The sequence below is a fragment of the Microbacterium sp. 1.5R genome (assembly GCF_007667425.1).
Classification (GTDB): domain Bacteria; phylum Actinomycetota; class Actinomycetes; order Actinomycetales; family Microbacteriaceae; genus Microbacterium.
Map to the genome: position 1 here is coordinate 189,459 of NZ_VDRC01000001.1, position 23,119 is coordinate 212,577.

General features: G+C 68.5%; 24 protein-coding genes and 1 tRNA gene. 7 read left to right on the plus strand and 18 right to left on the minus strand.

Annotation, left to right across the window (positions count from 1 at the left end):
• The first annotated feature begins 5 nt into the window (after positions 1-5).
• The 3 genes from def to FSY98_RS00990 all read left to right on the plus strand — a co-directional run bounded on the left by def (position 6) and on the right by FSY98_RS00990 (position 2,684).
• Entirely contained in the window at positions 6-572 is a 567-nt protein-coding gene (def, locus tag FSY98_RS00980) for a peptide deformylase (protein ID WP_144872905.1), read from the plus strand.
• A 119-nt stretch (positions 573-691) separates the two neighbouring features.
• Entirely contained in the window at positions 692-1,207 is a 516-nt protein-coding gene (locus FSY98_RS00985; RefSeq protein ID WP_144872908.1) for a septum formation family protein, read from the plus strand.
• 127 nt (positions 1,208-1,334) lie between these two features.
• The gene (locus FSY98_RS00990; RefSeq protein ID WP_144872911.1) at positions 1,335-2,684 is read left to right on the plus strand and encodes a hypothetical protein; all 1,350 of its coding nucleotides are present in this window, start codon (positions 1,335-1,337) and stop codon (positions 2,682-2,684) included.
• 66 nt (positions 2,685-2,750) lie between these two features.
• Here the strand turns inward: FSY98_RS00990 and FSY98_RS00995 are convergent.
• The 5 genes from FSY98_RS00995 to dusB form a co-directional block, all read right to left on the minus strand.
• A tRNA-Asn gene (locus FSY98_RS00995) sits at positions 2,751-2,826 on the minus strand.
• Positions 2,827-2,923: 97 nt separating this feature from the next.
• On the minus strand, positions 2,924-3,697 hold the full coding sequence (locus tag FSY98_RS01000; protein ID WP_144872914.1) for an ATP-binding cassette domain-containing protein: 774 nt from the start codon (positions 3,695-3,697) through the stop codon (positions 2,924-2,926).
• Positions 3,698-3,732: 35 nt separating this feature from the next.
• Complete coding sequence (gene dnaG / locus FSY98_RS01005) at positions 3,733-5,598, minus strand: DNA primase (RefSeq protein ID WP_144872917.1); 1,866 nt, start codon at positions 5,596-5,598, stop codon at positions 3,733-3,735.
• On the minus strand, positions 5,598-6,983 hold the full coding sequence (locus FSY98_RS01010; protein ID WP_144872920.1) for a deoxyguanosinetriphosphate triphosphohydrolase: 1,386 nt from the start codon (positions 6,981-6,983) through the stop codon (positions 5,598-5,600). Before FSY98_RS01010 ends, dnaG begins: the two co-directional genes overlap by 1 nt.
• Positions 6,973-8,127, minus strand: a complete 1,155-nt coding sequence (dusB, locus tag FSY98_RS01015) for a tRNA dihydrouridine synthase DusB (protein ID WP_144872923.1) — start codon at positions 8,125-8,127, stop codon at positions 6,973-6,975. Before dusB ends, FSY98_RS01010 begins: the two co-directional genes overlap by 11 nt.
• Positions 8,128-8,186: 59 nt before the next feature.
• On the opposite strand from dusB, the gene FSY98_RS01020 reads away from it, so the two are divergent.
• A complete protein-coding gene (locus tag FSY98_RS01020) occupies positions 8,187-8,678 on the plus strand; it encodes a glutathione peroxidase (RefSeq protein ID WP_144872926.1) in 492 nt (163 codons plus the stop codon).
• Here the strand turns inward: FSY98_RS01020 and FSY98_RS01025 are convergent.
• Positions 8,675-9,367, minus strand: a complete 693-nt coding sequence (locus tag FSY98_RS01025) for a DsbA family protein (RefSeq protein ID WP_144872929.1) — start codon at positions 9,365-9,367, stop codon at positions 8,675-8,677. The genes FSY98_RS01020 and FSY98_RS01025 overlap by 4 nt on opposite strands.
• 54 nt (positions 9,368-9,421) lie before the next feature.
• Between FSY98_RS01025 and FSY98_RS01030 the strand changes: the two genes are divergently transcribed.
• Positions 9,422-10,033: an AAA family ATPase gene (locus FSY98_RS01030; RefSeq protein ID WP_144872932.1), complete on the plus strand. Its 612-nt coding sequence runs from the start codon at positions 9,422-9,424 to the stop codon at positions 10,031-10,033.
• Here FSY98_RS01030 and FSY98_RS01035 read toward each other — a convergent pair.
• Both FSY98_RS01035 and recO read right to left on the minus strand, forming a co-directional pair.
• Positions 9,973-10,776: an isoprenyl transferase gene (locus FSY98_RS01035; protein ID WP_144872935.1), complete on the minus strand. Its 804-nt coding sequence runs from the start codon at positions 10,774-10,776 to the stop codon at positions 9,973-9,975. The genes FSY98_RS01030 and FSY98_RS01035 overlap by 61 nt on opposite strands.
• Positions 10,773-11,516: a DNA repair protein RecO gene (recO, locus tag FSY98_RS01040; protein ID WP_144872938.1), complete on the minus strand. Its 744-nt coding sequence runs from the start codon at positions 11,514-11,516 to the stop codon at positions 10,773-10,775. The genes FSY98_RS01035 and recO overlap by 4 nt, the downstream gene beginning before the upstream one ends.
• Positions 11,517-11,550: 34 nt before the next feature.
• Here recO and FSY98_RS01045 point away from each other — a divergent pair, with 34 nt between their 5' ends.
• Positions 11,551-12,243, plus strand: coding sequence for a trimeric intracellular cation channel family protein (locus tag FSY98_RS01045; RefSeq protein WP_144872941.1), 693 nt, complete (start codon positions 11,551-11,553; stop codon positions 12,241-12,243).
• 192 nt (positions 12,244-12,435) lie between these two features.
• Here the strand turns inward: FSY98_RS01045 and leuA are convergent, their stop codons facing one another.
• The gene (leuA, locus tag FSY98_RS01050; RefSeq protein WP_144872944.1) at positions 12,436-14,190 is read right to left on the minus strand and encodes a 2-isopropylmalate synthase; all 1,755 of its coding nucleotides are present in this window, start codon (positions 14,188-14,190) and stop codon (positions 12,436-12,438) included.
• A gap of 195 nt (positions 14,191-14,385) precedes the next feature.
• Between leuA and FSY98_RS01055 the strand changes: the two genes are divergently transcribed.
• A complete protein-coding gene (locus FSY98_RS01055; protein WP_144872946.1) occupies positions 14,386-15,021 on the plus strand; it encodes a hypothetical protein in 636 nt (211 codons plus the stop codon).
• Here the strand turns inward: FSY98_RS01055 and FSY98_RS01060 are convergent.
• The 9 genes from FSY98_RS01060 to hrcA form a co-directional block, all read right to left on the minus strand.
• Positions 15,018-15,983 carry an NADP-dependent oxidoreductase gene (locus FSY98_RS01060; RefSeq protein WP_144872950.1) on the minus strand — a complete coding sequence of 322 codons (966 nt, stop codon included), beginning with the start codon at positions 15,981-15,983 and terminating at the stop codon, positions 15,018-15,020. The genes FSY98_RS01055 and FSY98_RS01060 overlap by 4 nt on opposite strands.
• Positions 15,984-16,020: 37 nt before the next feature.
• Positions 16,021-16,917: a GTPase Era gene (gene era, locus FSY98_RS01065; protein WP_144872954.1), complete on the minus strand. Its 897-nt coding sequence runs from the start codon at positions 16,915-16,917 to the stop codon at positions 16,021-16,023.
• Entirely contained in the window at positions 16,910-18,202 is a 1,293-nt protein-coding gene (locus tag FSY98_RS01070; protein WP_144872957.1) for a hemolysin family protein, read from the minus strand. Before FSY98_RS01070 ends, era begins: the two co-directional genes overlap by 8 nt.
• Positions 18,199-18,657 (minus strand): rRNA maturation RNase YbeY, encoded by a 459-nt coding sequence (gene ybeY, locus FSY98_RS01075; RefSeq protein ID WP_144872960.1) that lies wholly within the window; start codon positions 18,655-18,657, stop codon positions 18,199-18,201. Before ybeY ends, FSY98_RS01070 begins: the two co-directional genes overlap by 4 nt.
• 16 nt (positions 18,658-18,673) lie before the next feature.
• On the minus strand, positions 18,674-19,699 hold the full coding sequence (locus FSY98_RS01080; protein WP_144876542.1) for a PhoH family protein: 1,026 nt from the start codon (positions 19,697-19,699) through the stop codon (positions 18,674-18,676).
• 61 nt (positions 19,700-19,760) lie between these two features.
• Complete coding sequence (locus FSY98_RS01085; RefSeq protein WP_144872963.1) at positions 19,761-20,108, minus strand: HIT domain-containing protein; 348 nt, start codon at positions 20,106-20,108, stop codon at positions 19,761-19,763.
• Between the two features lie 42 nt (positions 20,109-20,150).
• Positions 20,151-20,879, minus strand: a complete 729-nt coding sequence (locus FSY98_RS01090; RefSeq protein ID WP_144872966.1) for a 16S rRNA (uracil(1498)-N(3))-methyltransferase — start codon at positions 20,877-20,879, stop codon at positions 20,151-20,153.
• A 13-nt stretch (positions 20,880-20,892) separates the two neighbouring features.
• Complete coding sequence (dnaJ, locus tag FSY98_RS01095) at positions 20,893-22,008, minus strand: molecular chaperone DnaJ (RefSeq protein ID WP_144872969.1); 1,116 nt, start codon at positions 22,006-22,008, stop codon at positions 20,893-20,895.
• A 34-nt stretch (positions 22,009-22,042) separates the two neighbouring features.
• Positions 22,043-23,074, minus strand: a complete 1,032-nt coding sequence (hrcA, locus tag FSY98_RS01100; RefSeq protein ID WP_144872972.1) for a heat-inducible transcriptional repressor HrcA — start codon at positions 23,072-23,074, stop codon at positions 22,043-22,045.
• Positions 23,075-23,119: the final 45 nt, after the last annotated feature.

Consider the following 23,119-nt stretch of genomic DNA (forward strand, 5'->3'; position numbering starts at 1 on the left):
ATGGCGTGGCTGTACTTCCGATTCGCATCATGGGCGACCCCGTCCTGCACTCCCCCGCCTCGCCCGTCGAGGAGATCACCGACGAGGTCCGCACCCTCGTCGCCGACATGTTCGAGACGATGGACACGGCGCCGGGCGTCGGGCTCGCAGCCCCCCAGGTCGGGGTGCCCTTGCGCATCTACACGTACGCGTACGTCGACGACGACGACCAGCCGTGGCGCGGCGTCATCATCAATCCCGAGCTGTGGATGGTGCCGCTGGAGCCGGGCGAACCGGACGAGGACCTCGAGTCGGAAGGCTGCCTGTCGTTCCCCGGCGAGCGGTTCCCCCTGCGCCGCTCCGAGCGCGTCCGCGTCACCGGAACCGATCTCGACGGAGCTCCGGTGGAGGTCGTCGTCGAGGGCTGGCGGGCACGGATCATGCAGCATGAGTTCGACCACCTCGACGGCATCCTCTACGTCGATCGCCTGTCCGATCGCGACTGGAAGACCGTGCAGAAGATCGCGAAGAAGCGCGGATGGGGACGCCCAGGGGCGGCATGGATGCCGGGAGTCGACGACCTGGAAGGGTGACCTTACCTTTCAGCTCGCTCAAAGGCTCTGTGGAGTTGCATCACAGACTCCGATCCCTATAGCGTTCTCGGGGCGGGATACCGATATTCCGCGCATGAAGAGGCTCTGGAGGGGTAGTCATGATGAAACCGCGCACACGACGCGCACTCGCACTCGCCGGCTCGGCGATCGCTCTGTCCGTCGCACTGAGCGGCTGCAGCGCGCTGAACGGGATCTTGGGCGGCGGTTCGGGAGACGCAGACCGTGACGAAGAGACCGGTCAGGTCACCGAGAGCTCGAACATCGACATCTTCTCGCTGAAGCTCGGCGACTGCAAGATGGCCAGCGCCACAGGCCTCATCGAGGACGCGGACGTCGTTCCGTGCGAGGAGCCGCACGACGAAGAGGTCTACTACGAGATCACGATGGACGACGGAGAGTTCTCGGAGGACGCCATCGACACCGCCTCGCAGGAGTGCATCGGCGACGCGTACACGAGCTTCGTGGGCGTCGCGTTCCAGGAGTCGACCCTCGAGGTCTACCCCATCACCCCGACCCAGCAGACCTGGGACCAGCTGAACGACCGCATCGTGCAGTGCGTCATCTCCGACCCGGCCGGCCAGACGACCGGCTCGCTGAAGGGCGCGGCTCGCTGAGCCCACGCGCACTGATGGAGGGGCCTCGCCGATCCGGCGGGGCCCCTTCTGCGTCTGGGCGTCCCGGACGTCTCAGTGTCTGGGCCGAGAATATTGCCATGCCATCGGGTGTGCGCGTTGATGAAGGGTGATTACTTCCGATCTGCGCCTCCCGCTCGCCGGAGCCGCCATCCTCCTTCCCGTCCTCGCACTCCTGAGTCCTGCGGCCTCATTCGGAGCGCCAGCTGAGACCGTTGCGCCCGACACGGCGCAGACAACCGCGGCCGCTCCCCTGCAGCTCTCCGAGGCAGAGCCGACCGGGCGGCGCGGCCTGAACGACTCGGTCGGCACAGCGGAGCGGATCGGCGAGTTCGGAACCTCCGCGCCCGCCAACAATCGCGTGCGCATGACCGGCGAGCTCTCGCAGCCCGACGACACCGATCGCTTCGCGGTGCAACTGCGGCCTGGCGACGTCGTCGGCGCCTCGGTCTCGGGGTCAGCCGACGTCATCGGCGTCGCCAAACCCGACGGCACGGTGCGAGTGCGCGGCGTCAACGCGGACAGTGCATACGACTATCCGCCGAGCAGCCCTCTGCCTCGCGGCGGGAACAGCAACATCGCCTACGTCGCCGAAGAAGCGGGCTGGTACAGCGTGGAGGTCGCCGGCGCCACCACCGGCGCGTATACGCTCACGCTCGAGGTGTACCGTCCGGGTACCGAAGGCGACACCGGCAGAACGCAGACCGTCCTTCTGGACTTCCGCGGCGGGAACGTCGACACCCGACCTCTCGGGACGATGCTCGCACGGGGCATTCCGAACGCCGTCCTCTCGCCGATGTCGTCGTTCCTCCCTCTCTGGAACATCCCGCTCGCCGAGCAGGTCCGCCTCGAAGAGGCCGTCATCGCCACCGTGAAAGAGAACTTGCAGACCGAGGTTCAGGACGGTGCCCTCAATCCCCGCGTCTCGGTCGAAGTGCTCAACGCACGCACGCACCCCGAACTCGTGGGCCAGGAGAACGTCTCGCAGGTCTACGTCGCGGGCAGAGCGACCGAGTCCCGGGTCGGTGGCGTGGGCATCGCGCAGTACATCGATCCGGGCAACTTCAGCCACGAGGATCTCGCACTCATCCACCTCAGCTCGTTCAGCGGCGCGGCGAACCCGGCGAACCGGGTGACTCTCAACAATCACCTGACAGCGGCCAGCGATCGCGTCAAGTTCGTCGGCACAGCGCTGGGGAACGTCATCAGCCATGAAGTCGGCCACACCCTGGGGCTCTTCCACACCGATCCGGAGAACGACATCAACGGCATCATCGATGCGGGAGACCATCTGGCCGTGACGCAGTACGGCCTGGGGCCCGACCGCGTCGGCGGCACCCCGGACGACGTGAACATGCGTTTCGGCGTGGACGACTATCTGCCCACCGGACCGGGCCAGGGCCTCACCGGCACACAGAACGCGAAGAACGTGATCGCCTGGGCGTACGCGGGCCACTGACCGACACCGCCGCCGCGAAAAGCAAAAGCGCCCCATCCCTGGACATCGGGATGGGGCGCCTTCTCTTGGCTCCCCGGCTTGGACTCGAACCAAGAACCTGCCGGTTAACAGCCGGCTGCTCTGCCAATTGAGCTACCGAGGAATGTGCTCCGCTGCGCGGGCAACTCGTCAATCCTAGCAAACTCCGACGCGTGCTCGTGACACCGGCCGTACATCGGGCGTGTCGATGCGACACCGCGTCAGCGCTGCGAATCCGCCTCCGCGTTCGGCACCCAGAGCAGGTCCTCGCCCACCCCACGGGCGACCACGTGACCGCTTCGGAGCATGAGCGTCTCGGCGTTCAGCTCGCGGATGAAAGCGGCGTCGTTGGTGACGAGCAGAGCGCCCATTCCCTGCTCCTTGCGGCGCCGGGTGATGGCGTCGAACACCACAGGACGCACTTCGAGGTCGAGGTTCGCGAGGATCTCGTCGGCGATGAGCACTCGAGGCTCGAGCACGAACGACCGGGCGATCGCGACCCGCTGCCGCATGCCCGCGCTGAGTTCGTAGGGGAACTTGGCCGCGGTCCCGAGCGGCAGGTGCAGTTCGTCGAGCAGAGTGGCCACACGGATCGACAGCGCCTTCGCATTGACGCGCTTCTCGCGGATCAGGATCGGCTCCGCGATGACCTCGTTCACGGTGAGCCGCGGGGGGAGGGCAGCGCCAGCGCCCTGCGGCACGAACCCCGTGCGATAAGTCAGCAGCCGGTGCTTGCGACCGGGGCGCCGCACGTCGACGCCGCAGACCTGGGCGCTGCCACCCACCACGCGCACGGAAGGATCGGTCGAGCCGGCGAGAGCCGCGACGAGTGTGGACTTGCCGGATCCGGTCGGACCGGCGACGCAGATGAGGTCGCCCGGGCGCAGCGCGAAGCTGACGCCGTCCACGGCCCGGGTCGGCGCGCTGTACCCGATGCGATCGATGACCAGATCAGAGCAGTCGATCACGTTGGTCGATTCGGGCCGAGAGGACATGAGTCCATCCTGCCGTGCGGACAGGCGCCTGGTCGTCACGACTCGGCGAACCGCTGCCGTTCGACATCGATGTCGCGCAGTCGCATACGCAGCGCTCGACCACCGTCCGAGTCGGCAGGCACCCGCTGGACCGCCCCCAGCAGCTCCTGCTTCTCGTGCTCGAGGGCGCGCATGATGAGGCGCCTGGCGAGGTCGGTCGCCGAGGCCACGGCTCCTGCCTCGTCACGAGCGGGGAACGGCGTCATCAGCAGCTCGCCGGCCAGCGAGCGGTACGGTTCCCGCACCGCGTTGACTGCTTCGGTGACCCACCCCGCGCGCGTGCGGTCGGGAGCGGATGCCACGGCCTCGCGCACCGCGTCGAGGCCCGCCGTGCGGAAAGGACCGGCCAGGGCGCGCGCGAGCAGTGCTTGGTCGAGCTGATGGCCGTACTGCAGGACTCCCATGAGCGCATCCCGTTCGACCGCGACATCGGCGGTGCGCGGCAGGCTCGCAAGGGTCACCGGGGCGAAGCTCTGGCCGCTCCCGTCGGAACTGGGAGCCTCGTCGCGCCGCTGCGGTTCCTGGCGGGCAGAGGACGAGCCGTGGCGGGCGACGCGCTCGACCTCGTTGCGCACCTCGGTCGGATCCATACCCAGTCGCCTCGCCAGCACGCGCTCGTATCCGGGGCGCAGCAGCTGGTCCCTGATCTCGGCCACGATGGGCGCCGCCGCGCGCAGGGCCCCGACTCGTCCTTCGACGGTGGAGAGGTCGAATCCGCCGAGCTTGCGATCGATGGCGAACTCGAACATCGGCTGCTTCGAGTCCATGAGCGACCGCACGGCCGCGTCGCCGCGCTGCAGGCGCAGGTCGCAAGGGTCGAGCCCGTCCGGCGCGACCGCCACGAACGTCTGCGCGTTGAAGCGGTCGTCTTCGGTGAAGGCGCGGAGCGCGGCCTTCTGCCCCGCTTCGTCGCCGTCGAACGTGAACACGACCTCGCCGGAGGCGTTGTCGTCGCCCATCACCCGCCGCAGCACCTTGATGTGGTCGGTGCCGAAGGCAGTGCCGCAGGTGGCGATGGCGGTGGTGAGCCCCGCGAGGTGGCAGGCCATGACGTCGGTGTAGCCCTCGACGACCACCACGCGACGTGGGTCGCCGCGAGAGATGTCGCGCTTGGCGAGGTCGAGCCCGTAGAGCACCTGCGCCTTCTTATAAATCGGCGTCTCGGGGGTGTTGAGATACTTCGGGCCCTGGTCGTCGTCGAAGAGCTTGCGGGCGCCGAAGCCGATCGTCTGCCCCGACACGTCGCGGATCGGCCACACCAGACGGCCGCGGAACCGGTCGTACACGCCACGCTGCCCCTGTGACACCAGGCCGGCGGTGAGGAGCTCCTCTCGCGTGAAGCCCTGAGCGGTCAGCGCCTTGAGCATCCCGTCCCAGCCCCGCGGAGCGAAACCCACGCCGAAGTGCGCTGCCGCTCCCGCGTCGAACCCCCGCTCGCCGAGGAAGCGGCGACCGGCCTCGGCATCCGCCGTGAGCAGCTGCGAACGGAAGAACTCCGCCGCCGCCGAGTTCGCTGCGTAGAGGCGGGTGCGGCCGCTCGTCTCGGGGGCCGCTCCCCCGTCTTCATAGTGCAGCGTGTAGCCGATGCGGCCGGCGAGACGCTCGACCGCCTCGGTGAAGCTCACATGATCCATCTCGCGGAGGAACGAGTACACGTCGCCCGACTCGCCGCAGCCGAAGCAGTGGTAGTAGCCGACCTGCGGTCGCACGTGGAAGCTGGGGCTCTTCTCGTCGTGGAACGGGCAGAGTCCCTTGAGCGAGCCCACCCCGGCGGACTTGAGGGCGACACGCTCACCGACGATGTCGGCGATGTTGGTTCGGGCCTTGACCTCGTCGACGTCGGCCTGACGGATGCGGGGCATCAGCGCACCCCGTCGATCACCGCCGCGGGCGGAGTGTGCATCCGCCCGCCGGGCCGCGCATGGCGGGGGGTCCAGATCCCGACCTCGGCAGGGTCGATCTCGCCGACGAGTCGGTTGTGCCAGTCGATGGCGCTCTGGTCGGTGAGACTCGCGATCTGGTCGACGACGACCCGCGCGCGCTCTGCGTCGCTGTCGGCGGCCACGAAGTCGGCCGAGAACGCCGGTTCCAGCACGTCTGCGCCCGCCGACCACAGCGCGTCGGTCGACCACAGGGCGTCGGCCAGGCGCTTCAGGACGCGTCGTTGCTCCTTGTAGACGCCCTTCCGCGCCTCGATCGTGACGATGGCCTGCCCCATGATGCCCTTGAGCACCGCGATCTCGGCCTCGACGACGCGCGGCACCACGACGTGGGCGTTGTACCGCACGAGCACCGGGCCCGCGTACGCGTCACGCGTCGCCGAGACCGCTGCCCTGGCGAAGCGGCCGATGAGGTCGCTGGTGAGGTTCTTCAACCGCGCCAGATCGCGCCGCGAGCGGTCGAAAGTGGCCAGCCACATCGACTGCGATGAGAGCCGGTACAGCGCGTCGGCGAGTTCGTCGCGGGTGAAGTCGTAGCCGACCCACTGCTGGATGCGGTCGATCAGCGCATCGTGCGCCCGGGGATCGGAGAGCTGCGCCACGTCGACATAGCCGTTCACGATCGCGTCCTCGAAGTCGTGCACGGAGTAGCCGATGTCGTCGGAGAGGTCCATGATCTCCGCCTCGATGCAGCGCAGGCGACCGGTGGCCCCCTGGCGCATCCACCGGAACACGGCCTCGTCCTCCGGGTACACACCGAACTTCAGACGACCGCCGGGGTCGGGCACGGGGCTGTCGACCGTCCACGGGTACTTGCACGTGGCGTCCAAGCTCGCGCGGGTGAGGTTCAGGCCGACCGACTGTCCGTCGTCGTCGATCGCCTTCGCCTCGAGGCGGGTCAGGATGCGCAGCGACTGCGCGTTGCCCTCGAACCCGCCGATGGGCTCAGCCCATTCGTTGAGCGCCCGCTCGCCGTTGTGCCCGAACGGAGGGTGTCCGAGGTCGTGACTCAGGCAGGCCGTATCGACCACGTCTGCCGAGACGCCGAGAGCCGAGGCGAGCTCACGCCCGACCTGCGCGACCTCGAGCGAATGTGTGAGTCGGTTGCGGGCGAAGTCGGCCGTGCTCGCGGGACTCAGCACCTGTGTTTTGGCGGCGAGCCGCCGCAGGGCGGCGGAGTGCAGCACGCGGGCCCGATCGCGTGCGAAGTCGTCACGGGACGAGCGGTGGGTCTCGGCGAAGAAGCGCTCGGCGTCTTGCGGGTCGTATCCGTCCGTCCGCGACGGAGCGGACGCCTCAGCCGCCACTGTTCTCGATCTCCGCGCCTCGCATCATCTCGGAGGCCGTCGCCGCGAGCTCGCGCGACTCGAGCCACTTGTCCGGCAGCGCCGGCCGCTTGGGTCGACCTGATCGGCCGCGCTGCCCCTCGGCATCCGCACCGGGGTAGGGCGCCGAGTGGTCGAGCTGCCCGAGCAGGTCGTCGATCTCCTGGAGGCTGGATGCCGTGGCGAGCCCGGTGCGGATGTCGCCGCCGACCGGGTAGCCCTTGAAGTACCAGGCGACGTGCTTGCGGACGTCGCGGCATCCGCGGTCCTCGTCCTCGAAGAACTCCACGAGCAGTTCGGCGTGGCGCCTGAACGCATCGGCGACGAAGCCGAGGTTCGCGTCGACCGTCTTGCCCTTGCCGCCGAATGCGTTGGCGAGCTCGCCGAACAGCCAGGGGCGGCCGAGGCATCCGCGACCGACGACGACGCCGTCGCAGTCGGTCTGCGCCATCATGCGCACGGCGTCATCCGCTGACCAGATGTCGCCGTTGCCGAGCACCGGGATGCTCGTCACGGCCTGCTTGAGCTCGCCGATGGCATTCCAGTCGGCGAAGCCCGAGTAGAACTCGCTCGCGGTGCGGGCGTGCAGAGCGACGGCGGCCGCTCCGGCATCCTCCGCGGCGCGTCCGGCGTCGAGGAACGTGAGGTGATCGGGATCGATGCCCTTGCGCATCTTGACCGTGAGGGGGATGTCGCCGGCGGCCTTGACGGCCTGCGTGACGATGTCGGCGAAGAGCGACGACTTCCACGGCAGCGCAGCCCCGCCGCCCTTGCGCGTGACCTTCGGCACCGGGCAGCCGAAGTTGAGGTCGATGTGGTCGGCGTGGTCCTCCGCGACGATGATGCGCACAGCGTCGGCGATCGTCTTCGGGTCGACGCCGTAGAGCTGGATCGAGCGCGGCGTCTCCGACTCGTGGTGGCGGATCAGGCGCATCGTCGTCTCATTGCGTTCGACGAGCGCACGCGACGTGATCATCTCGCTCACATACAGCCCGGCGCCGTATTCGCGGCACAGTCGGCGGAACGCCGTGTTCGTGATCCCCGCCATCGGCGCGAGCACGACGGGCACGTCGAGGGCGATCGGGCCGATGCGGAGCGTGGGAACGGGGGCGGTTGCGACAGTCATGACCTCTCCATTCTCCCAGACACGGGGCCGGGCGCGGCGCATCGACCTAAGCTGTGAGCATGAGCGATTCCGCAGTCCGTTCCATCCCCTTCCGCGACGCCGACGGCACCGAGAAGACCCTCGAAGATCTGGGCGATGTGGTGCTCGTCGTCAACGTCGCATCCAAGTGCGGGCTCACCCCGCAGTACGAGCAGCTGGAGGAGCTGCAGCGCCTCTACGGCGACCGCGGTTTCAGCGTGGTCGGCTTCCCCTGCAACCAGTTCTTCGGCCAGGAGCCTGGGTCGATGGAGCAGATCCTCGACTTCTGCTCCACCACCTACGGCGTGACCTTCCCGATCAACGACAAGGTGAAGGTCAACGGAAGGAACGCCGCCGACCTCTACAAGGCGCTGAAGCAGACGGAGGATGCCGGCGGCAAGGCCGGCCGCGTCGAGTGGAACTTCGAGAAGTTCCTCGTCCTCCCCGACGGCGAGGTCATCCGCTTCCGTCCGAAGCAGAAGCCGGACGACCCCGCGATCGTCGGTGCGATCGAGGCCGCACTGACCCGCTAGGCGGTCGCCTCCTCGGGCGCGGCCTCGGTCTCGCCGCGCTGGGACCACAGGTCGCGCAGCACGTTCTCGAAGGCGGCGGGCGGCTGGGCGCCGCTGATGCCGTACTGGCCGTCGATCACGAAGAACGGGACGCCCTGGATGCCGTAGGCCTGAGCCTGCGCCTGGTCCTGACGGACGTCGTCCAGGTGTCGGGAACTCTCCAGCGCCTCGCGCACCTGATCGGCATCGAGGCCGACCTCGACCGCGAGCTCGACGAGGTCATCGACGCGACCGACATGCTTGCCCTCGGTGAAGTAGGCGGACATCAGCCGCTCCTCCATCTCGTGTTGCAGGTCGTTCGCCTTCGCGAAGTGCAGCAGCTCGTGCGCCTTGACGGTGTTGGTGTGCTGCAGCAGGTCGAAGCGGTACTGCAGACCTGCGTTCTCCGCGACACCGGTGACGTGCGAGAGCATCTGCTCGACCTGCTCGCGCGGCATGCCTTTGTGTCCGGAGAGGAAGTCGATCTCATCGCCGTCGAAATCGACGGGGGTGTCGGGTGAGAGCTCGAACGAGTGGAACGTGATGTTCACCTGGGGCGCGTCGTCATCGCCGGCTACGGCTTCGAGGCCCTTCTCGAGGTTGCGCTTGCCGATGTAGCACCAGGGGCAGGCGATGTCGGACCAGATGTCGATGGAGATGGCGTCAGTCACACTGTCATCCAACCCCACCCGTCCCCCGGCTATTCCGGTCGGTAGGATTCTCGAATGCTCTCCGCCGACGATCCGCTCCCCGGACCGCCGCGCCGCGTGCTGGTCGCGGGTGTCACCGGGTCGGGCAAGACCACTCTCGCCCGGCGCGTCGCCGCGCTCTGGAATCTCCGCCACACCGAGATCGACGGCCTGTTCCACGGCAAGAACTGGACCCCGCGTCCCACCTTCCTCGACGACGTCCGCGCCTTCGCCGTCGAGAACCGCTGGGTCACCGAATGGCAGTACACGAGCCAGGGCACCGACGCGATCCTCGCACCGCGGGCCGACCTCGTGATCTGGCTGGACTACCCGTTCCGCGTGGTGCGGTCACGGCTGCTGCGCCGCACGGTCAGCCGCAGCATCCTCCGCACGAAGATGTGGAACGGCAATGTGGAGAAGCCGCTCTGGCGCATGTTCCGCGTGGATCCCGAAGACAACATCGTCGCCTGGCAGACGAAGACGCTGCACAAGTGGACCGAGCGGATGCCGGAGGCCGAGATCGAGTTCCCGCACCTGACCATCGTGCGCATGCACCATCCGCGCGAGACGGAGCGGTGGCTGCGGACTCAGGCCGAGGCGTCCGGCGTGTCGACCGCACCGCCGAAGCGTCGGTCGCGCGACAGGTAGATGCCGATCGCGCGCCACAGCTCCTCGCGGGAGAAATCAGGCCAGAGCGTGTCGAGGAACACCATCTCGGCGTATGCGGACTCCCACAGCAGGAAGTTGGACGTGCGCTGCTCGCCCGAGCTGCGGACGAACAGGTCCACGTCAGGCATGTCCGGCACGTAGAGATGGCGGCGGATCATCTTCTCGCTGATCGCGTTCGGCTTGACGCGACCGGCCGCCACGTCCGCGGCGATCGAGCGCATCGCGTCGACGAGCTCCACGCGGCCGCCGTAGTTCACGCACATCGTGAGCGTCAGCCCCGTGTTCGTCTTCGTGAGCTCCTCTGCGCGCTGCAGCTCCGTGATCACACTGCCCCAGAGGCGCGGCTTGCGGCCGGCCCAGCGGATGCGGACGTTCCACTCGTTGAGCTGATCGCGTCGACGGTGCAGCACGTCGCGGTTGTACCCCATGAGGAAGCGAACCTCCTCGGGCGACCGTGCCCAGTTCTCGGTCGAGAAGGCGTACACGGAGAGGTGCTTCACACCTGCCTGGATGGCGCCGGCGACGACGTCGAGCAGTACCTCCTCGCCCGCCTTGTGCCCCTCGATGCGGTTGAGACCGCGGCGGTTCGCCCAGCGGCCGTTGCCGTCCATGACGATCGCGACGTGCTCGGGCACCGCGCGGAACTGCGGCGGATAGAGCCCCGTCCAGTCGAGGGGGCGGTACGCCACGGCATCCTTGTGCGTGTAGGGCTTCGGGCTCACCTGGCTCCTTCTCGGGAATCGTCGATCACGTGGGCGAGCGAGCGGATGCCGCGCTCGAGGTGCCACTGCGCATAGGCGGCGATGAGTCCGGAGGCCGCTGACGTCTCCTGCGCGGATGCCGCGTCGATGACGTCCCACTCACCCGCCATGAGCGACCGAAGCAGTGCCAGCGTGCTCTCCGCGACGCGAGGGCTTCCCGCAGGCGCGTCGTTGCGGCACACCACGCCACCGAGCTGGCCGACGAACGTGGTGTGCGGACCGGGCATGCCGCACCGGGCGCAGTCGGTCAGTGACGGCGCCCACCCCGAGAGCGCCATGACGCGCAGCAGATACGAATCGAGGATGCTGCGCGGAGAGTGCTCTCCGCGGGAGAGGGCCCGCAGCCCGCCGACCAGCAGCAGATACTGCTCCGGAGTCGCCTCGGAGTCGCTGAGACGATCAGCCGTCTCGACCATGGCGTTCGCCGACGTGAACCGGTCGTAGTGGGCGGCGATGTCCGCGCCGTACGCACCAAGCGACTCGGCCTGCTGCACGATGTCGAGCGAGCGGCCCTGATAGAGCTGCACGTCGGCGACCATGAAGGGCTCGAGGCGCGAACCGAACTTCGACGACGTGCGCCGCACGCCCTTGGCCACCGCACGTATCTTGCCGTGACGCCGCGACAGCATGATGACGATGCGATCCGCCTCGCCCAGCTTGTGGGTGCGCAGGATCACCGCTTCGTCTCGATACGTGGGCACCCCTCGATTATCCTCCGTGCGCGACAATGGACGGGTGACCGAACCGCTCTTCATCATTCCGTTCTGGGCGGATCTGCTCGGTGTCGGGCTCGGCGGGGTGCAGGGCGCCCTCTTCGCCTCCGGATTCCAGGGGCAGCGGCGACTGGACTGGCTCGGCGTCGCGATCATCGGAATCATGATCGGCATGGGCGGGGGCCTCATCCGCGACATCCTGCTCGGACAGACCCCCGCGACCCTGCAGAACCAGTGGTACCTCGTCACAGCGACGGCCGCTGCGCTGTTCGGGATGCTGCTCGCCGGTCTGTTCACGCGTCTCAACAAGGTGATCGTCGGACTGGACGCGGTCGTGATCGGGATGTTCGGCGCCTTCGGCACGAGCAAGGCCCTGGCGCTCGGCATCCCCGAGGTGCCGGCCGTCTTCATCGGCGTCTGCGCGGCGGTCGGAGGGAGCGTGCTGCGCGACATGCTCATGGGGCTGCCGACGGCGATCATGCACGTCGGCTCGCTCTATGCGGTCGCGGCCGGCGGTGGGTCGGCGTTCATCGTGATCGCGCACGCCCTCGGCATGTCGATCCCGCTCGCCGCCGTCATCGGCATCGCCGTCACCGCTGTGATCCGCGTACTCGCCGTCAGCTTCGACGTGTCGCTTCCCGAACAGCGCCGTCTGTACCGCCGCAAGGTGGCGGCCGAGACGGGCGTGATCCCGATCGTCAAGCCGGGCGACTGAGGTCCAGCGCCCACCGCGCCTCGCCCCACCGCTCGGCATCGCACTCGTCAATGCCCGTCGCCCCCGTCGACGCCCCTGTTGCGCTACGAGGCCCCTGCTCAGTTGCGTGACTGGGCAGGGGCCTCGTAGCGCAGCGGGGGCGTCAGCGTCTGACGAGTCGGCGCCGAGCGCAGGCGCTTTCTCGCGTCGGCGTCAGACCGCGGCGAGCTCGTGCTGACGGCTGCGGATCGACCGGTTCACGCCCGAGACGATCGCCTTGAGCGAGGCCGTCGAGATGTCTCCGTCGATGCCCACGCCCCACAGACGCTGGTCCCCGATCTGCAGCTCGACGTAGGCAGCGGCCTGCGCGTCGCCGCCGGAGCTGAGTGCGTGCTCGACGTAGTCGTACAGCGTGATGTCGAAGCCCTGCGCGCGCAGCACCTCGATGAAGGCCGCGATCGGGCCGTTGCCCGAACCGGTCACGGAGACCCGCTCGTCGTCGTCGCGCAGCTCGACGTCCAAGACGACCTCGCCCGACATGTCGCTGCGGGTCTGCGTCGCCAGCAGCTCGAAACGGCCCCACTTGGCGGACGCATCGTCGGCGGGCAGGTACTCGTCGTTGAAGACCGACCAGATCTGCTCGCTCGTGACCTCTCCCCCCTCTGCATCCGTCTTCGCCTGCACGACCCCCGAGAACTCGATCTGCAGCTTGCGGGGCAGGTCGATCGCGTGATCGGCCTTGAGAAGGTAGGCGACACCGCCCTTGCCCGACTGCGAGTTCACGCGGATGACCGCTTCGTACGAGCGTCCCAGGTCCTTCGGGTCGACGGGCAGGTACGGCACCGCCCACTCGATCTCGTCGACCGAGACACCCCTCGAGGCGGCCTGCGCGGCCATGGCCTCGAAGCCCTTCTTGATCGCATCCTGGTGCGAACCGCTGAAGGCGGTGAAGACGAGGTCTCCGGCCCAGGGGCTGCGCTCCGGCACAGGCAGCTGGTTGCAGTACTCGACCGTGCGCTTGACCTGATCGATGTCGCTGAAGTCGATCTGCGGGTCGATCCCCTGCGTGAACATGTTGATGCCCAGCGCCACCAGGTCGACGTTGCCCGTGCGCTCGCCGTTACCGAACAGGCAGCCCTCGATGCGGTCGGCGCCGGCCATGTATCCCAGCTCGGCCGCCGCGATCGCGGTGCCGCGGTCGTTGTGCGGGTGCAGCGAGAGGATGACGTTCTCGCGATGGGACAGGTGACGGCTCATCCACTCGATCGAATCGGCGTAGACGTTGGGCGAAGCCATCTCGACCGTCGCGGGCAGGTTGATGATGACCTTGCGGTCGGGCGTCGGCTCGAAGATCTCGATGACCTGGTTGCAGACGTCGACCGCGAACTCGAGCTCGGTGCCGGTGTAGCTCTCGGGCGAGTACTCGTAGTACACCTTGGTGTCGGGGATGGTCATCTCGAACCGGCGGCACAGACGAGCACCCTCGAGCGCGATGTCGATGATGCCCTGCTTGTCGGTGCGGAACACCACCTCGCGCTGCAGCACGCTCGTGGAGTTGTACAGGTGCACGATCGCCTGCTTGGCGCCGGCGATCGACTCGTAGGTGCGCTCGATGAGGTGCTCGCGCGCCTGGGTCAGCACCTGGATCGTGACGTCGTCGGGGATCAGGTTCTCTTCGATGAGCTGACGCACGAAATCGAAGTCGGTCTGGCTCGCCGACGGGAATCCGACCTCGATCTCCTTGTAGCCCATGCTGACGAGCAGCTCGAACATGACGCGCTTGCGCTCGGGCGACATCGGATCGATGAGGGCCTGATTGCCGTCGCGCAGATCGACCGCGCACCAGCGGGGCGCCTCGGTGATGCGTGCGTCGGGCCAGGTGCGGTCGGGCAGATTCACCGAGATCTGCTCGTGGAACGGCCGGTACTTGTGGATCGGCATCGACGACGGGCGCTGAGTGTTCTTCATGAGGGGCTTCTTCTCTCGTCAGGAATGTGTTCGGGCCAACACGAGCGCCGCGACGAGGAAGGCCCTAGCTATCAGGACTCGTCGCGGCAGCTAAGAAGAAGCAGACCGCCGAAAGGCATGCGGCCATGCTAGCAGGGCATCCCGGCGGGTTCGACCGAGTCTGAGACGATCGCCGGCCGCGCGACACTGTCGGGTATGAGCATCTCGCGTCGTCGCCTGTCCGTCCTGAGCGGTGCTGTCGTGTGCCTGCTCTCTCTGTCGGCCTGCGCCGCAGGCCCTGGGGCCTCGCCCGCGCCGACGAGCACGGCATCCTCCATGGGCGACATCGTGGTGCCGCCGCCGCAGGGGCGCGTGCTCGGCGTCGGCACCGTCATCGAGGCCGGCGGCGACGCGCAGCTCTGCCTGGGCATCGTCATGGAGTCCTACCCGCCGCAGTGTGCCGGCGTTCCCGTCGACGGCTGGGGGTGGGCTGGTCTCGATGGCAGCGAGTCGAGCGGAGACACGACCTGGGGCGCGTATGCGGTCTACGGCACCTATGACGGTCAGCGGATCACGGTCACCGACGCGCCGATCATGCTGGCGCTCTTCGATCCGGCTCCGCTCGACGACCCCACGGGCGGCGTCGACGGAACCTCAGACGATGCCGAGCTGACGCGCATACAGGACGAGATGCTGGACGGCTGGGGTGATCGCATTCTCACGAGCAGCGTCGAACGCGGGTACGTGCGGGTGTTGACGGTCTGGGACGACGGCACACTGCAGGATGCGGTGGACGGCGCCTACGGGGAGCGTGTCGTGATCATCGACTCCGCGCTGCGGGAGATCGACTAGTCCGAATCGGCCGGGATCAGGGCGACCTTGCCCCCGGGATGGCCGCCCGCCACCAGAGCGAGCGCCGCCGGGGCCTCAGCCAGTGCGAAGGTGCGCGCGACGGGGACGACGAGCTGCCCGTCCTGCGCGAGGGAGGCGAGCTCGCCCCGGATCTCATCGCGGAAGCGCGCACTGGCGGGCATGGAGCCGGCGATCGCGATGATCCCCTCGTCGGCCGCGCGACCGAAGGCCGCGATCGTGACGATGCGACCTCGATCGCGCACGAGCGCCAGGGAGGCGTCGATCGCCTCGTCTGTCCCCACCGCGTCGAGGGCGGCGGCGATCGGTCCGTCGGCGAGCTGACGGACGCGCTCCACCAGTCCCTCGCCGTAGACGACGGGGATGCCGCCGAATCCACGGACGACGGCGGCGCGCTCCTCGCTGGCTGTGCCGATCACCCGGATGCCGCGGAGCGCCGCCTGCTGCAGCACACTCACGCCCACCGCGCCTGACGCGCCGTGCAGCAGAATCGTCTCCCCGGGCTCGGCGGACGTCACTGCGAGCATCTCAGCTGCTGTCGTGCCCGCCAGCAGCAGATTGGCCGCCTCGGCGTGGGTGAGCGTCGTGGGCTTGCGGAACGCCTTCGACGCGGGAATCGTCACCGCGGACGCGTAACCGCCCTGCACACGGAAGGCGATCACCTCGTCACCGACCGCGACCTCCCCGGATCCGATCGTCGTGTCCGCCCCGATCGCGACGACCTCGCCGGAGATCTCATAGCCGATGGCGACGGGAGGCTCGACACCCGGCCGTTCGGCCGCGACGTGCTTGGCATCCGCCGGATTCACTCCGGCCGCGCGCACGCGCACGGTGATCTCGCCCTGTCGTGGGGCGGGGACCGCGACCTCGACGAACTCCCACTCCTCCGGCGGTCCCCACGAGGGCGCGATCCAGTGGTGCGCGTTCAGAACTTCGCTGTCCATCGAGCTGTCCTCTCGTCGTTCCCGACGCGTCGTCGTCTCAGAATCCGAGGCGACCGAGCTGCTTCGGGTCTCGTTGCCATTCCTTCGCGACCTTCACGTGCAGGCCGAGGAACACCCGCGTCCCGAGGAGTTCCTCGATGCCGCCGCGCGCACGCGCGCCGACGTCGCGCAGACGCGACCCCTTGTGGCCGATGATGATCGCCTTCTGGCTGTCGCGCTCGACGACGATCGACGCGTGCACGTCGGTGAGATCGCTGTCCTCACGGGGCGCAACGTCGTCGATCACGACCGCGATCGAATGCGGCAGCTCATCGCGCACGCCTTCGAGGGCCGCCTCCCTGATGATCTCCGCGATGCGGTCTTCGTCCGACTCGTCGGTCGTGATGTCCTCCGGGTAGAGCGCCGGCCCCTTGGGCAGGAGGGAGAGGATCTCGTCGGAGAGCACGTCGAGCTGATCGCGCGTCAGAGCCGAGAGCGGGATCACGGCGTGCCAGTCCTCGCGGAGCGCGTCCGCCTCCATGAGCCTCTCCGTGATCTCGTCGCGCGAGGCGGCATCGGTCTTCGTCACGATCGCGATCTTCTTCGCTCGGGGATACCCGTCGAGCGATGCCGCGATACGGCGGTCGCCCGGTCCGATCTTCTCGGTCGCCGGGACGCAGAATCCGATCACGTCGACGTCGCCGAGGACCTGCTCGACGAGATCGTTGAGCCGCTCGCCCAGCAGGGTGCGCGGCTTGTGGATGCCGGGGGTGTCGACGATGACCAGCTGGCCCTCCGGTCGATTGACGATGCCGCGGATCGCCCGACGAGTGGTTTGCGGCTTCTCGCTCGTGATGGCGATCTTCTCGCCGACGAGCGCGTTGGTGAGCGTCGACTTGCCGACGTTCGGGCGTCCGACGAACGTCACGAAGCCGCTCCGCGTCTGGTCACTCATCGTGTGCTTCTCCCTCTGGGTCTGTTGTCTCCGGCGCCGCCGCCCTCTCGACGAAGACCGTCGCGATGCCGCGCCCACGGCCGCGTGATGCGCCGCCCGTCAGCGCGAGCCCGTCGACCGTGGCCGTTGCGCCGGGCTGCGGCACCTGTCCCAGCGTCTTGCCGAGCAGGCCCCCGATCGAGTCGACGTCCTCGTCCTCGAGCTCGAGGCCGAACAGGTCGCCGACATCTTCCAGTGAGAGCCGCGAGCTCACTCGGTACCGTCCTTCGCCGAGTTCGACGACCTCCGCCGACACCTGATCGTACTCGTCGGAGATTTCGCCGACGAGCTCCTCGATGAGGTCTTCGAGGGTGATGAGGCCGGAGATCCCGCCGTGCTCGTCGATGACGAGGCAGACGTGGACGGCGTCGCGTTTCATCTGCTGCAGAAGGGTCTCTGCTCGCATCGACTCCGGGACGAAAGTCGCCGGCCGCGAGATGGGACGGATGGATGCCGCGCGCCACGCGTTCTCGTCGCGGTAGGCGAACTGCACGAGGTCTTTGAGGTAGAGCACCCCGACGACGTCGTCGGCCTCGTCATCGACCACCGGCATGCGCGACACGCCCCGCTGGAGGAACAGGGTCATCGCCTCGTCGGTCGTGGAGGTGGCGTCGACCGTCACCATCTCGGTGCGCGGCACCATGACCGCGCGGACGAACTGGTCGGTGAAGTCGAAGACCGAATGGATCAGATCGCGGTCGTCGGCCTCGATGAGGTCGTTCGACGCGGCCTCGTCGACCATGCTGAGCAGCTGCTCCTCCGAGGTGAACGAGCTGCGCCCCCGCCCGGGCGTCACGCGATTGCCGAGGACGACGAGGCCGTGAGCGAGCGGACCGAGGATGATCCGCAGACCGCGCACGACCGGGGCGTTGGCGCGCAGCATCCCCTCCGCATGCTGACGCCCGAACGAGCGGGGGCTGGCGCCGACGAGCACGAACGTGATGCCTGTCATCAGCACAGCCGCCGCGAGCATCGCCAGCCAGTTGTTCTCGATGAGGATGGTGAACGCCACCGTGACGAGCACGGCCGCCGTCACCTCCGCGAGGACGCGGATGAACGCGACGGAGTTCACGTGCGCGTCCGGATCGGCCGCGATGCGCGCGAGCTGTTTCGTGTGGCGTCCCTCGCCGGCCATCTCCTCGAGATCCGTGCGCGAGGTGACGCCGAAAGCGGCGTCGATCGCGGCCATCAGACCGCCGAAGGCGACGAGCAGAACGGCGCCGGCGAGCAGGAGAGCTGCGGTCATCGGCGGCGTTCGGCGGCGGCGAAGCTCTGGATGAGCTCCTTCTGCAGGCCGAACATCTCACGCTCCTCATCGGGCTCGGCGTGATCGAAGCCGAGCAGGTGCAGCAGACCGTGCGTGGTGAGCAGGATGAGCTCGTCCATCAACGAGTGCCCCGCGGCCTGCGCCTGGGTCTCGGCGACCTGCGGGCACAGCACGATGTCGCCGAGCAGACCGGGAGCGGTCGGACGGTCCTCCGTGCCGGGGCGCAGCTCGTCCATCGGGAAGCTGAGCACGTCGGTGGGGCCGGGCTCGTCCATCCACTGCACGTGCAGGGCCTCCATGGCCCCCTCGTCGACGAGGACGATCGCGACCTCGGCGTCGGGGCTGACGTGCAGCTCCGCCAGGTTGTGGTCGGTGAGTCGCTGCAGCACCGTCTCGTCGACGTCGATCGCCGACTCGTTGTTGATCTCGATCATGCCTGTGCTCGTTTCATCAGGAGAGGCCGCGTTTCGGCATCCGGTCGCGGGGTCCGGGACGTGGGGCGCCGCGGCGCTCCGCACGGTTGGCGAACTCGGCCGCCTGCTCGCGCTCGTGGCGCTGTGCCGTCCGACGCTCGTCGTACTCGCTGTAGGCGTCGACGATGCGACCGACGAGCGAGTGGCGGACGACGTCGTCGCTCGTGAGTCGGGCGAAGTGAATGTCATCGATGCCGTCGAGAACGCGGGTGACCAACCGGAGGCCCGATGCTCCCTGCGGCAGATCGACCTGCGTGATGTCGCCCGTCACGACCATGCGCGTGCCGAATCCGAGCCTCGTGAGGAACATCTTCATCTGCTCGGGAGTCGTGTTCTGGGCCTCGTCGAGCACGACGAACGAATCGTTGAGCGTGCGGCCGCGCATGTAAGCGAGCGGTGCGACCTCGATCGTGCCCGAGGCCATCAGACGGGGGACGATCTCCGGGTCCATCATCTCGTTGAGGGCGTCGTACAGCGGGCGCAGATACGGGTCGATCTTGTCGGTGAGCGTGCCGGGCAGGAACCCGAGCCGCTCCCCCGCCTCGACCGCGGGACGAGTCAGGATGATGCGCGTGACTTCCTTGCGCTGCAGCGCCTGCACGGCCTTCGCCATCGCGAGGTACGTCTTGCCGGTACCGGCCGGACCGATGCCGAACACGATCGTGTTCTCCTCGATCGCGTCGACGTACTCCTTCTGACCGAGCGTCTTGGGGCGGATGACCTTGCCGCGGGTCGACAGGATGGCCTCGCCGAGCACCTCGCTGGGTCGTGGACCGCCGTCGACACGCAGCATGCGCGCAGAGCTCTCGACGTCGCCGGGGGCGAGATCGTGCCCCGCCTTGGTCATCGTCATCAGCTCGTCGACGAGTTTCTTGGCGCCCGCCACGGCGTCCGGCGAGCCCGTCAGGGTGATCTCATTGCCGCGCACGAGGACCTGGACGTCGCGGTGCTCTTTCTCGAGCATGCGGAGCAGGCGGTCCTGCGGACCCAGCAGCTGCACCATGGCGATGCCGTCGGCGTAGATCCGCTCGGTGACGGAGCTGTCGGTGGTGTTGATGTCGTCGTCAGAAGCCAACGAGCTTGTTCTCCTCGATGTTGCCGAGCACATGGGCGTGCACGTGGAAGACGGACTGGGCGGCGCTGGCGCCGTTGTTGAAGATCAGGCGGTATTCGCCGTTCGCGTGCTCGTCTGCGAGCTGCTTCGCGGCGGCGACCATCTCTGCGAGAAGTGCCGGGTCGCCGGACGCCAGCTCGGTGACGTCGCGGTAGTCCTCGGTCTTGGGGATCACGAGCGCATGCAGCGGTGCCTGCGGGTCGATGTCGCGGATCGCGAAGACGCGACCCGTGTCCAGCAGGATCTCACCCGGGATGTCGCCGTTGAGGATGCGTGTGAAGATCGAGGGTTCGGACATGATTCCAGTCTACTGACCGGGACCGACGTGCGGCCGAGCGGGTCACCACCGGCCGAGGGTCACCGACAGCACCGCGATCGCCGCGGGGCCCGCTGTCGAGGTCCGGAGAACGGTGTCGCCGAGCAGCGCGCGCTCGGCGCCGGCTGCCTCGAGAACCGAGATCTCCTCATCGGATATGCCACCCTCCGGCCCCACGACGAGCACGAGGTCGCGGTCGTCCGCCTCGAGCGCCGAGAGTCGCGTCGAGGCGCTCGGATCGAGAAGCACCACCCGCTGGGTCGCCGCGCGGGCGACGAGGTCTTTGGTCGCCGAGGGCGTCGCGACCACGGGAACCCAGGGACGATGAGCCTGCTTGGCGGCTTCTCTCACGATCGTCGACCAGCGCTCCCGACCCTTGACCGCCTTCGGCCCATCCCACCGAGACACGCTGCGGCTCGCCTGCCACGGAACGATCTCATCTACTCCGAGCTCGCACGCGGCCTGCACCGCGAGCTCATCGCGGTCGCCCTTCGCGAGGGCCTGCACGAGGATCAGCCGGGGCCCCGGCTGATCGGTGACCCGGCGCTCCGTCACCCGCACCTCGACCAGCGAGGGCGACACCTGCTCGGTCTCGCCGGTGAGCCAGACGCCTCGGCCGTCGCCGACCGTGACCTGCTCGCCGACGCGCAGGCGCCTGACCACAGCCGCGTGCTTGGCCTCGGCTCCGGTGAGAGCGACGAGGTCGCCGACGACGGCATCCGACGAGGACTCGGCGAGGAAGTGCAGTGCCATCGGGACTCCCGGGTCAGTGCGAGCGGAAGCGGTCGCGGAGCTTCGAGAACAGTCCCTGCTGGAACTGTGCGAGCTGGGGCGCGGGCGCCTTCGTCTTCTTGGCGAAGTCCTCGATGAGGGCGCGCTGCGCCGAGTCGATCTTCGTCGGGGTCAGCACCTGCACGCCGACGCGCAGGTCCCCTCGCTGGGTGCCGCGCAGCGGGGTGATGCCTCGGCCCTTGATCGTCAGCACGTCGCCGGACTGCACACCCGCGCGGATCTCGAGATCGACCTCGCCGTCGAGACCCTGGATGGTCGTCTCTGCGCCGAGGATGGCGTCCGTCATCGCGACCTCGAGCGTCGCGAGCAGGTCGTCGCCGTCGCGGCTGAACGCGGGGTGCGGGTTCACCGTCACCTCGACGTACAGGTCGCCGTTCGGACCGCCCGCCTTGCCGACCTCGCCGGACCCGGGCAGCTGCAGCCGCAGGCCCGTCTCGACGCCGGCGGGAATGTCGAGCGAGACCGTGCGACGCGAGCGCACGCGTCCCTGACCGCCGCAGGTGCCGCACGGGTAGGGGATGGTGGTGCCGTACCCCTCGCACGTCCCGCAGGGCTGCGAGGTCACGACGTTGCCCAGCAGGCTGCGCACCTGGCGCTGCACGTGACCGGTGCCACCGCAGATGTCGCAGGTCACGGGCGACGTGCCCGCCTGGCAGCACGACCCCTGGCAGGTCTCGCAGAGCACGGCCGTGTCGACCTCGATGTCGCGGTGCGCGCCGAACACGACGTCGCCCAGGTCGAGCGTGACACGCACGAGGGCGTCCTGCCCGCGTTCCCTGCGCGAGCGCGGTCGAGCCCCGCGCCCGCCGCCCTGCGCCGCACCGAAGAACGTCTCGAAGATGTCGCCGAAACCGCCGAAGCCCCCGAAGTTCCCCGCCGCGCCGTCGCCGCCGCCCATGTCGTAGCGACGACGGGACTCGTCGTCGCTCAGCACGTCGTAGGCGTGAGTCACGAGCTTGAACTTCTCGGCCGCCTCGTCGCCGGGGTTCACGTCGGGGTGCAGCTGACGCGCCAGACGTCGGTACGCCTTCTTGATCTCGTCGGTCGATGCGTCGCGCGAGACGCCCAGTACCTCGTAGTGGTCCGCCACAATGGCCCTTCTGCGTGTAGTCCGGTCGCCCGCGTCAGCGGGCGGCCTCGTCTTCGTCGAGCAACCGCGACAGATAGCGGGCCACGGCCCGCGCTGCCGCGAGATTGCTCGGATAGTCCATGCGCGTCGGCCCCATCACGCCGACGCGTGCGGTGCCGGTGCGCGCCGCGTAGTTGCTCGCGACGATCGACGCCTCGCCGAGACCGAACGACGCGTTCTCGGTGCCGATGCTGGCGGCGAGCCCCTGGGCGTCGGCCTCCATCTCGCTCATCAGCCTGATGAGCGTCACCTGCTCCTCGATGGCCTCGAGCAGCGGATGGATGCTGCCGCGGAAGTCCTGCTCGCGTCGAGCGAGCGTCGCGGCGCCGGCCATCACGAGGCGCTCCTGCCGGAACGTCCCGAGTTCTTCGACGATCACCGTCGCGAGGGCGCGGAGCACGGCATCCTTCGCGTGCTGCTCGTCGGCGAGCAGCCCCTGCAGCCGATCGGCCGCGTCGCTGACGGCGCGACCGGCGAGGAGGGCGGACAGGCGGGCCCGCAGCAGCGCCATGTCGGACTCGTCGACGTCGGCCGGCAGCGGCGCGATGCGCTGCGAGACGCCACCCGCATCCGTCACGAGCACCACGAGGAGTCGATTCGGGGCGAGTCCGACGAGCTCGATGTGCGTGAGCTGCGCGCGGGCGAACGAGGGATACTGCGCCAACGCGACCTGGCCGGTCAGCTGCGTGAGGACGCGGACGGTGCGGGCCATGAGGTCGTCGAGGTCGGCCGGGTCCGTGAGGAACGACTCGATCGCGGTGCGCTGCGCGCCGGAGAGCGGACGCAGCTGAGCGAGGTGATCGACGAAGACGCGATACCCCTTGTCGGTCGGCACCCGCCCCGACGAGGTGTGCGGCGCGGCGATCAGCTCTTCGTCTTCGAGCAGCGCCATGTCGTTGCGGATCGTCGCAGCCGAGACGCCGAACGAGTAGCGGTCGACGATCGACCGACTGCCGACCGGCTCGTGGGTCTCGACGTAGTCCTGCACGATCGCGCGGAGCACTTGAAGGCCTCTTTCGCTGACCATCTCGACTCCCCTCGCCTGGCACTCACCGGTTACGAGTGCCAATTC

Bases quoted from the DNA above. Each gene is read 5' to 3' on its own strand.
- FSY98_RS00985 (WP_144872908.1), top strand. From the start codon at position 692: ATGATGAAACCGCGCACACGACGCGCACTCGCACTCGCCGGCTCGGCG.
- FSY98_RS01000 (WP_144872914.1), bottom strand. From the start codon at position 3,697: ATGTCCTCTCGGCCCGAATCGACCAACGTGATCGACTGCTCTGATCTG.
- dnaG (WP_144872917.1), bottom strand. From the start codon at position 5,598: ATGCCCCGCATCCGTCAGGCCGACGTCGACGAGGTCAAGGCCCGAACC.
- dusB (WP_144872923.1), bottom strand. From the start codon at position 8,127: ATGACTGTCGCAACCGCCCCCGTTCCCACGCTCCGCATCGGCCCGATC.
- FSY98_RS01020 (WP_144872926.1), top strand. From the start codon at position 8,187: ATGAGCGATTCCGCAGTCCGTTCCATCCCCTTCCGCGACGCCGACGGC.
- FSY98_RS01030 (WP_144872932.1), top strand. From the start codon at position 9,422: ATGCTCTCCGCCGACGATCCGCTCCCCGGACCGCCGCGCCGCGTGCTG.
- leuA (WP_144872944.1), bottom strand. From the start codon at position 14,190: ATGAAGAACACTCAGCGCCCGTCGTCGATGCCGATCCACAAGTACCGG.
- FSY98_RS01055 (WP_144872946.1), top strand. From the start codon at position 14,386: ATGAGCATCTCGCGTCGTCGCCTGTCCGTCCTGAGCGGTGCTGTCGTG.
- FSY98_RS01060 (WP_144872950.1), bottom strand. From the start codon at position 15,983: ATGGACAGCGAAGTTCTGAACGCGCACCACTGGATCGCGCCCTCGTGG.
- era (WP_144872954.1), bottom strand. From the start codon at position 16,917: ATGAGTGACCAGACGCGGAGCGGCTTCGTGACGTTCGTCGGACGCCCG.
- FSY98_RS01070 (WP_144872957.1), bottom strand. From the start codon at position 18,202: ATGACCGCAGCTCTCCTGCTCGCCGGCGCCGTTCTGCTCGTCGCCTTC.
- ybeY (WP_144872960.1), bottom strand. From the start codon at position 18,657: ATGATCGAGATCAACAACGAGTCGGCGATCGACGTCGACGAGACGGTG.
- FSY98_RS01080 (WP_144876542.1), bottom strand. From the start codon at position 19,699: ATGGTGCAGCTGCTGGGTCCGCAGGACCGCCTGCTCCGCATGCTCGAG.
- FSY98_RS01085 (WP_144872963.1), bottom strand. From the start codon at position 20,108: ATGTCCGAACCCTCGATCTTCACACGCATCCTCAACGGCGACATCCCG.
- FSY98_RS01090 (WP_144872966.1), bottom strand. From the start codon at position 20,879: ATGGCACTGCACTTCCTCGCCGAGTCCTCGTCGGATGCCGTCGTCGGC.
- hrcA (WP_144872972.1), bottom strand. From the start codon at position 23,074: ATGGTCAGCGAAAGAGGCCTTCAAGTGCTCCGCGCGATCGTGCAGGAC.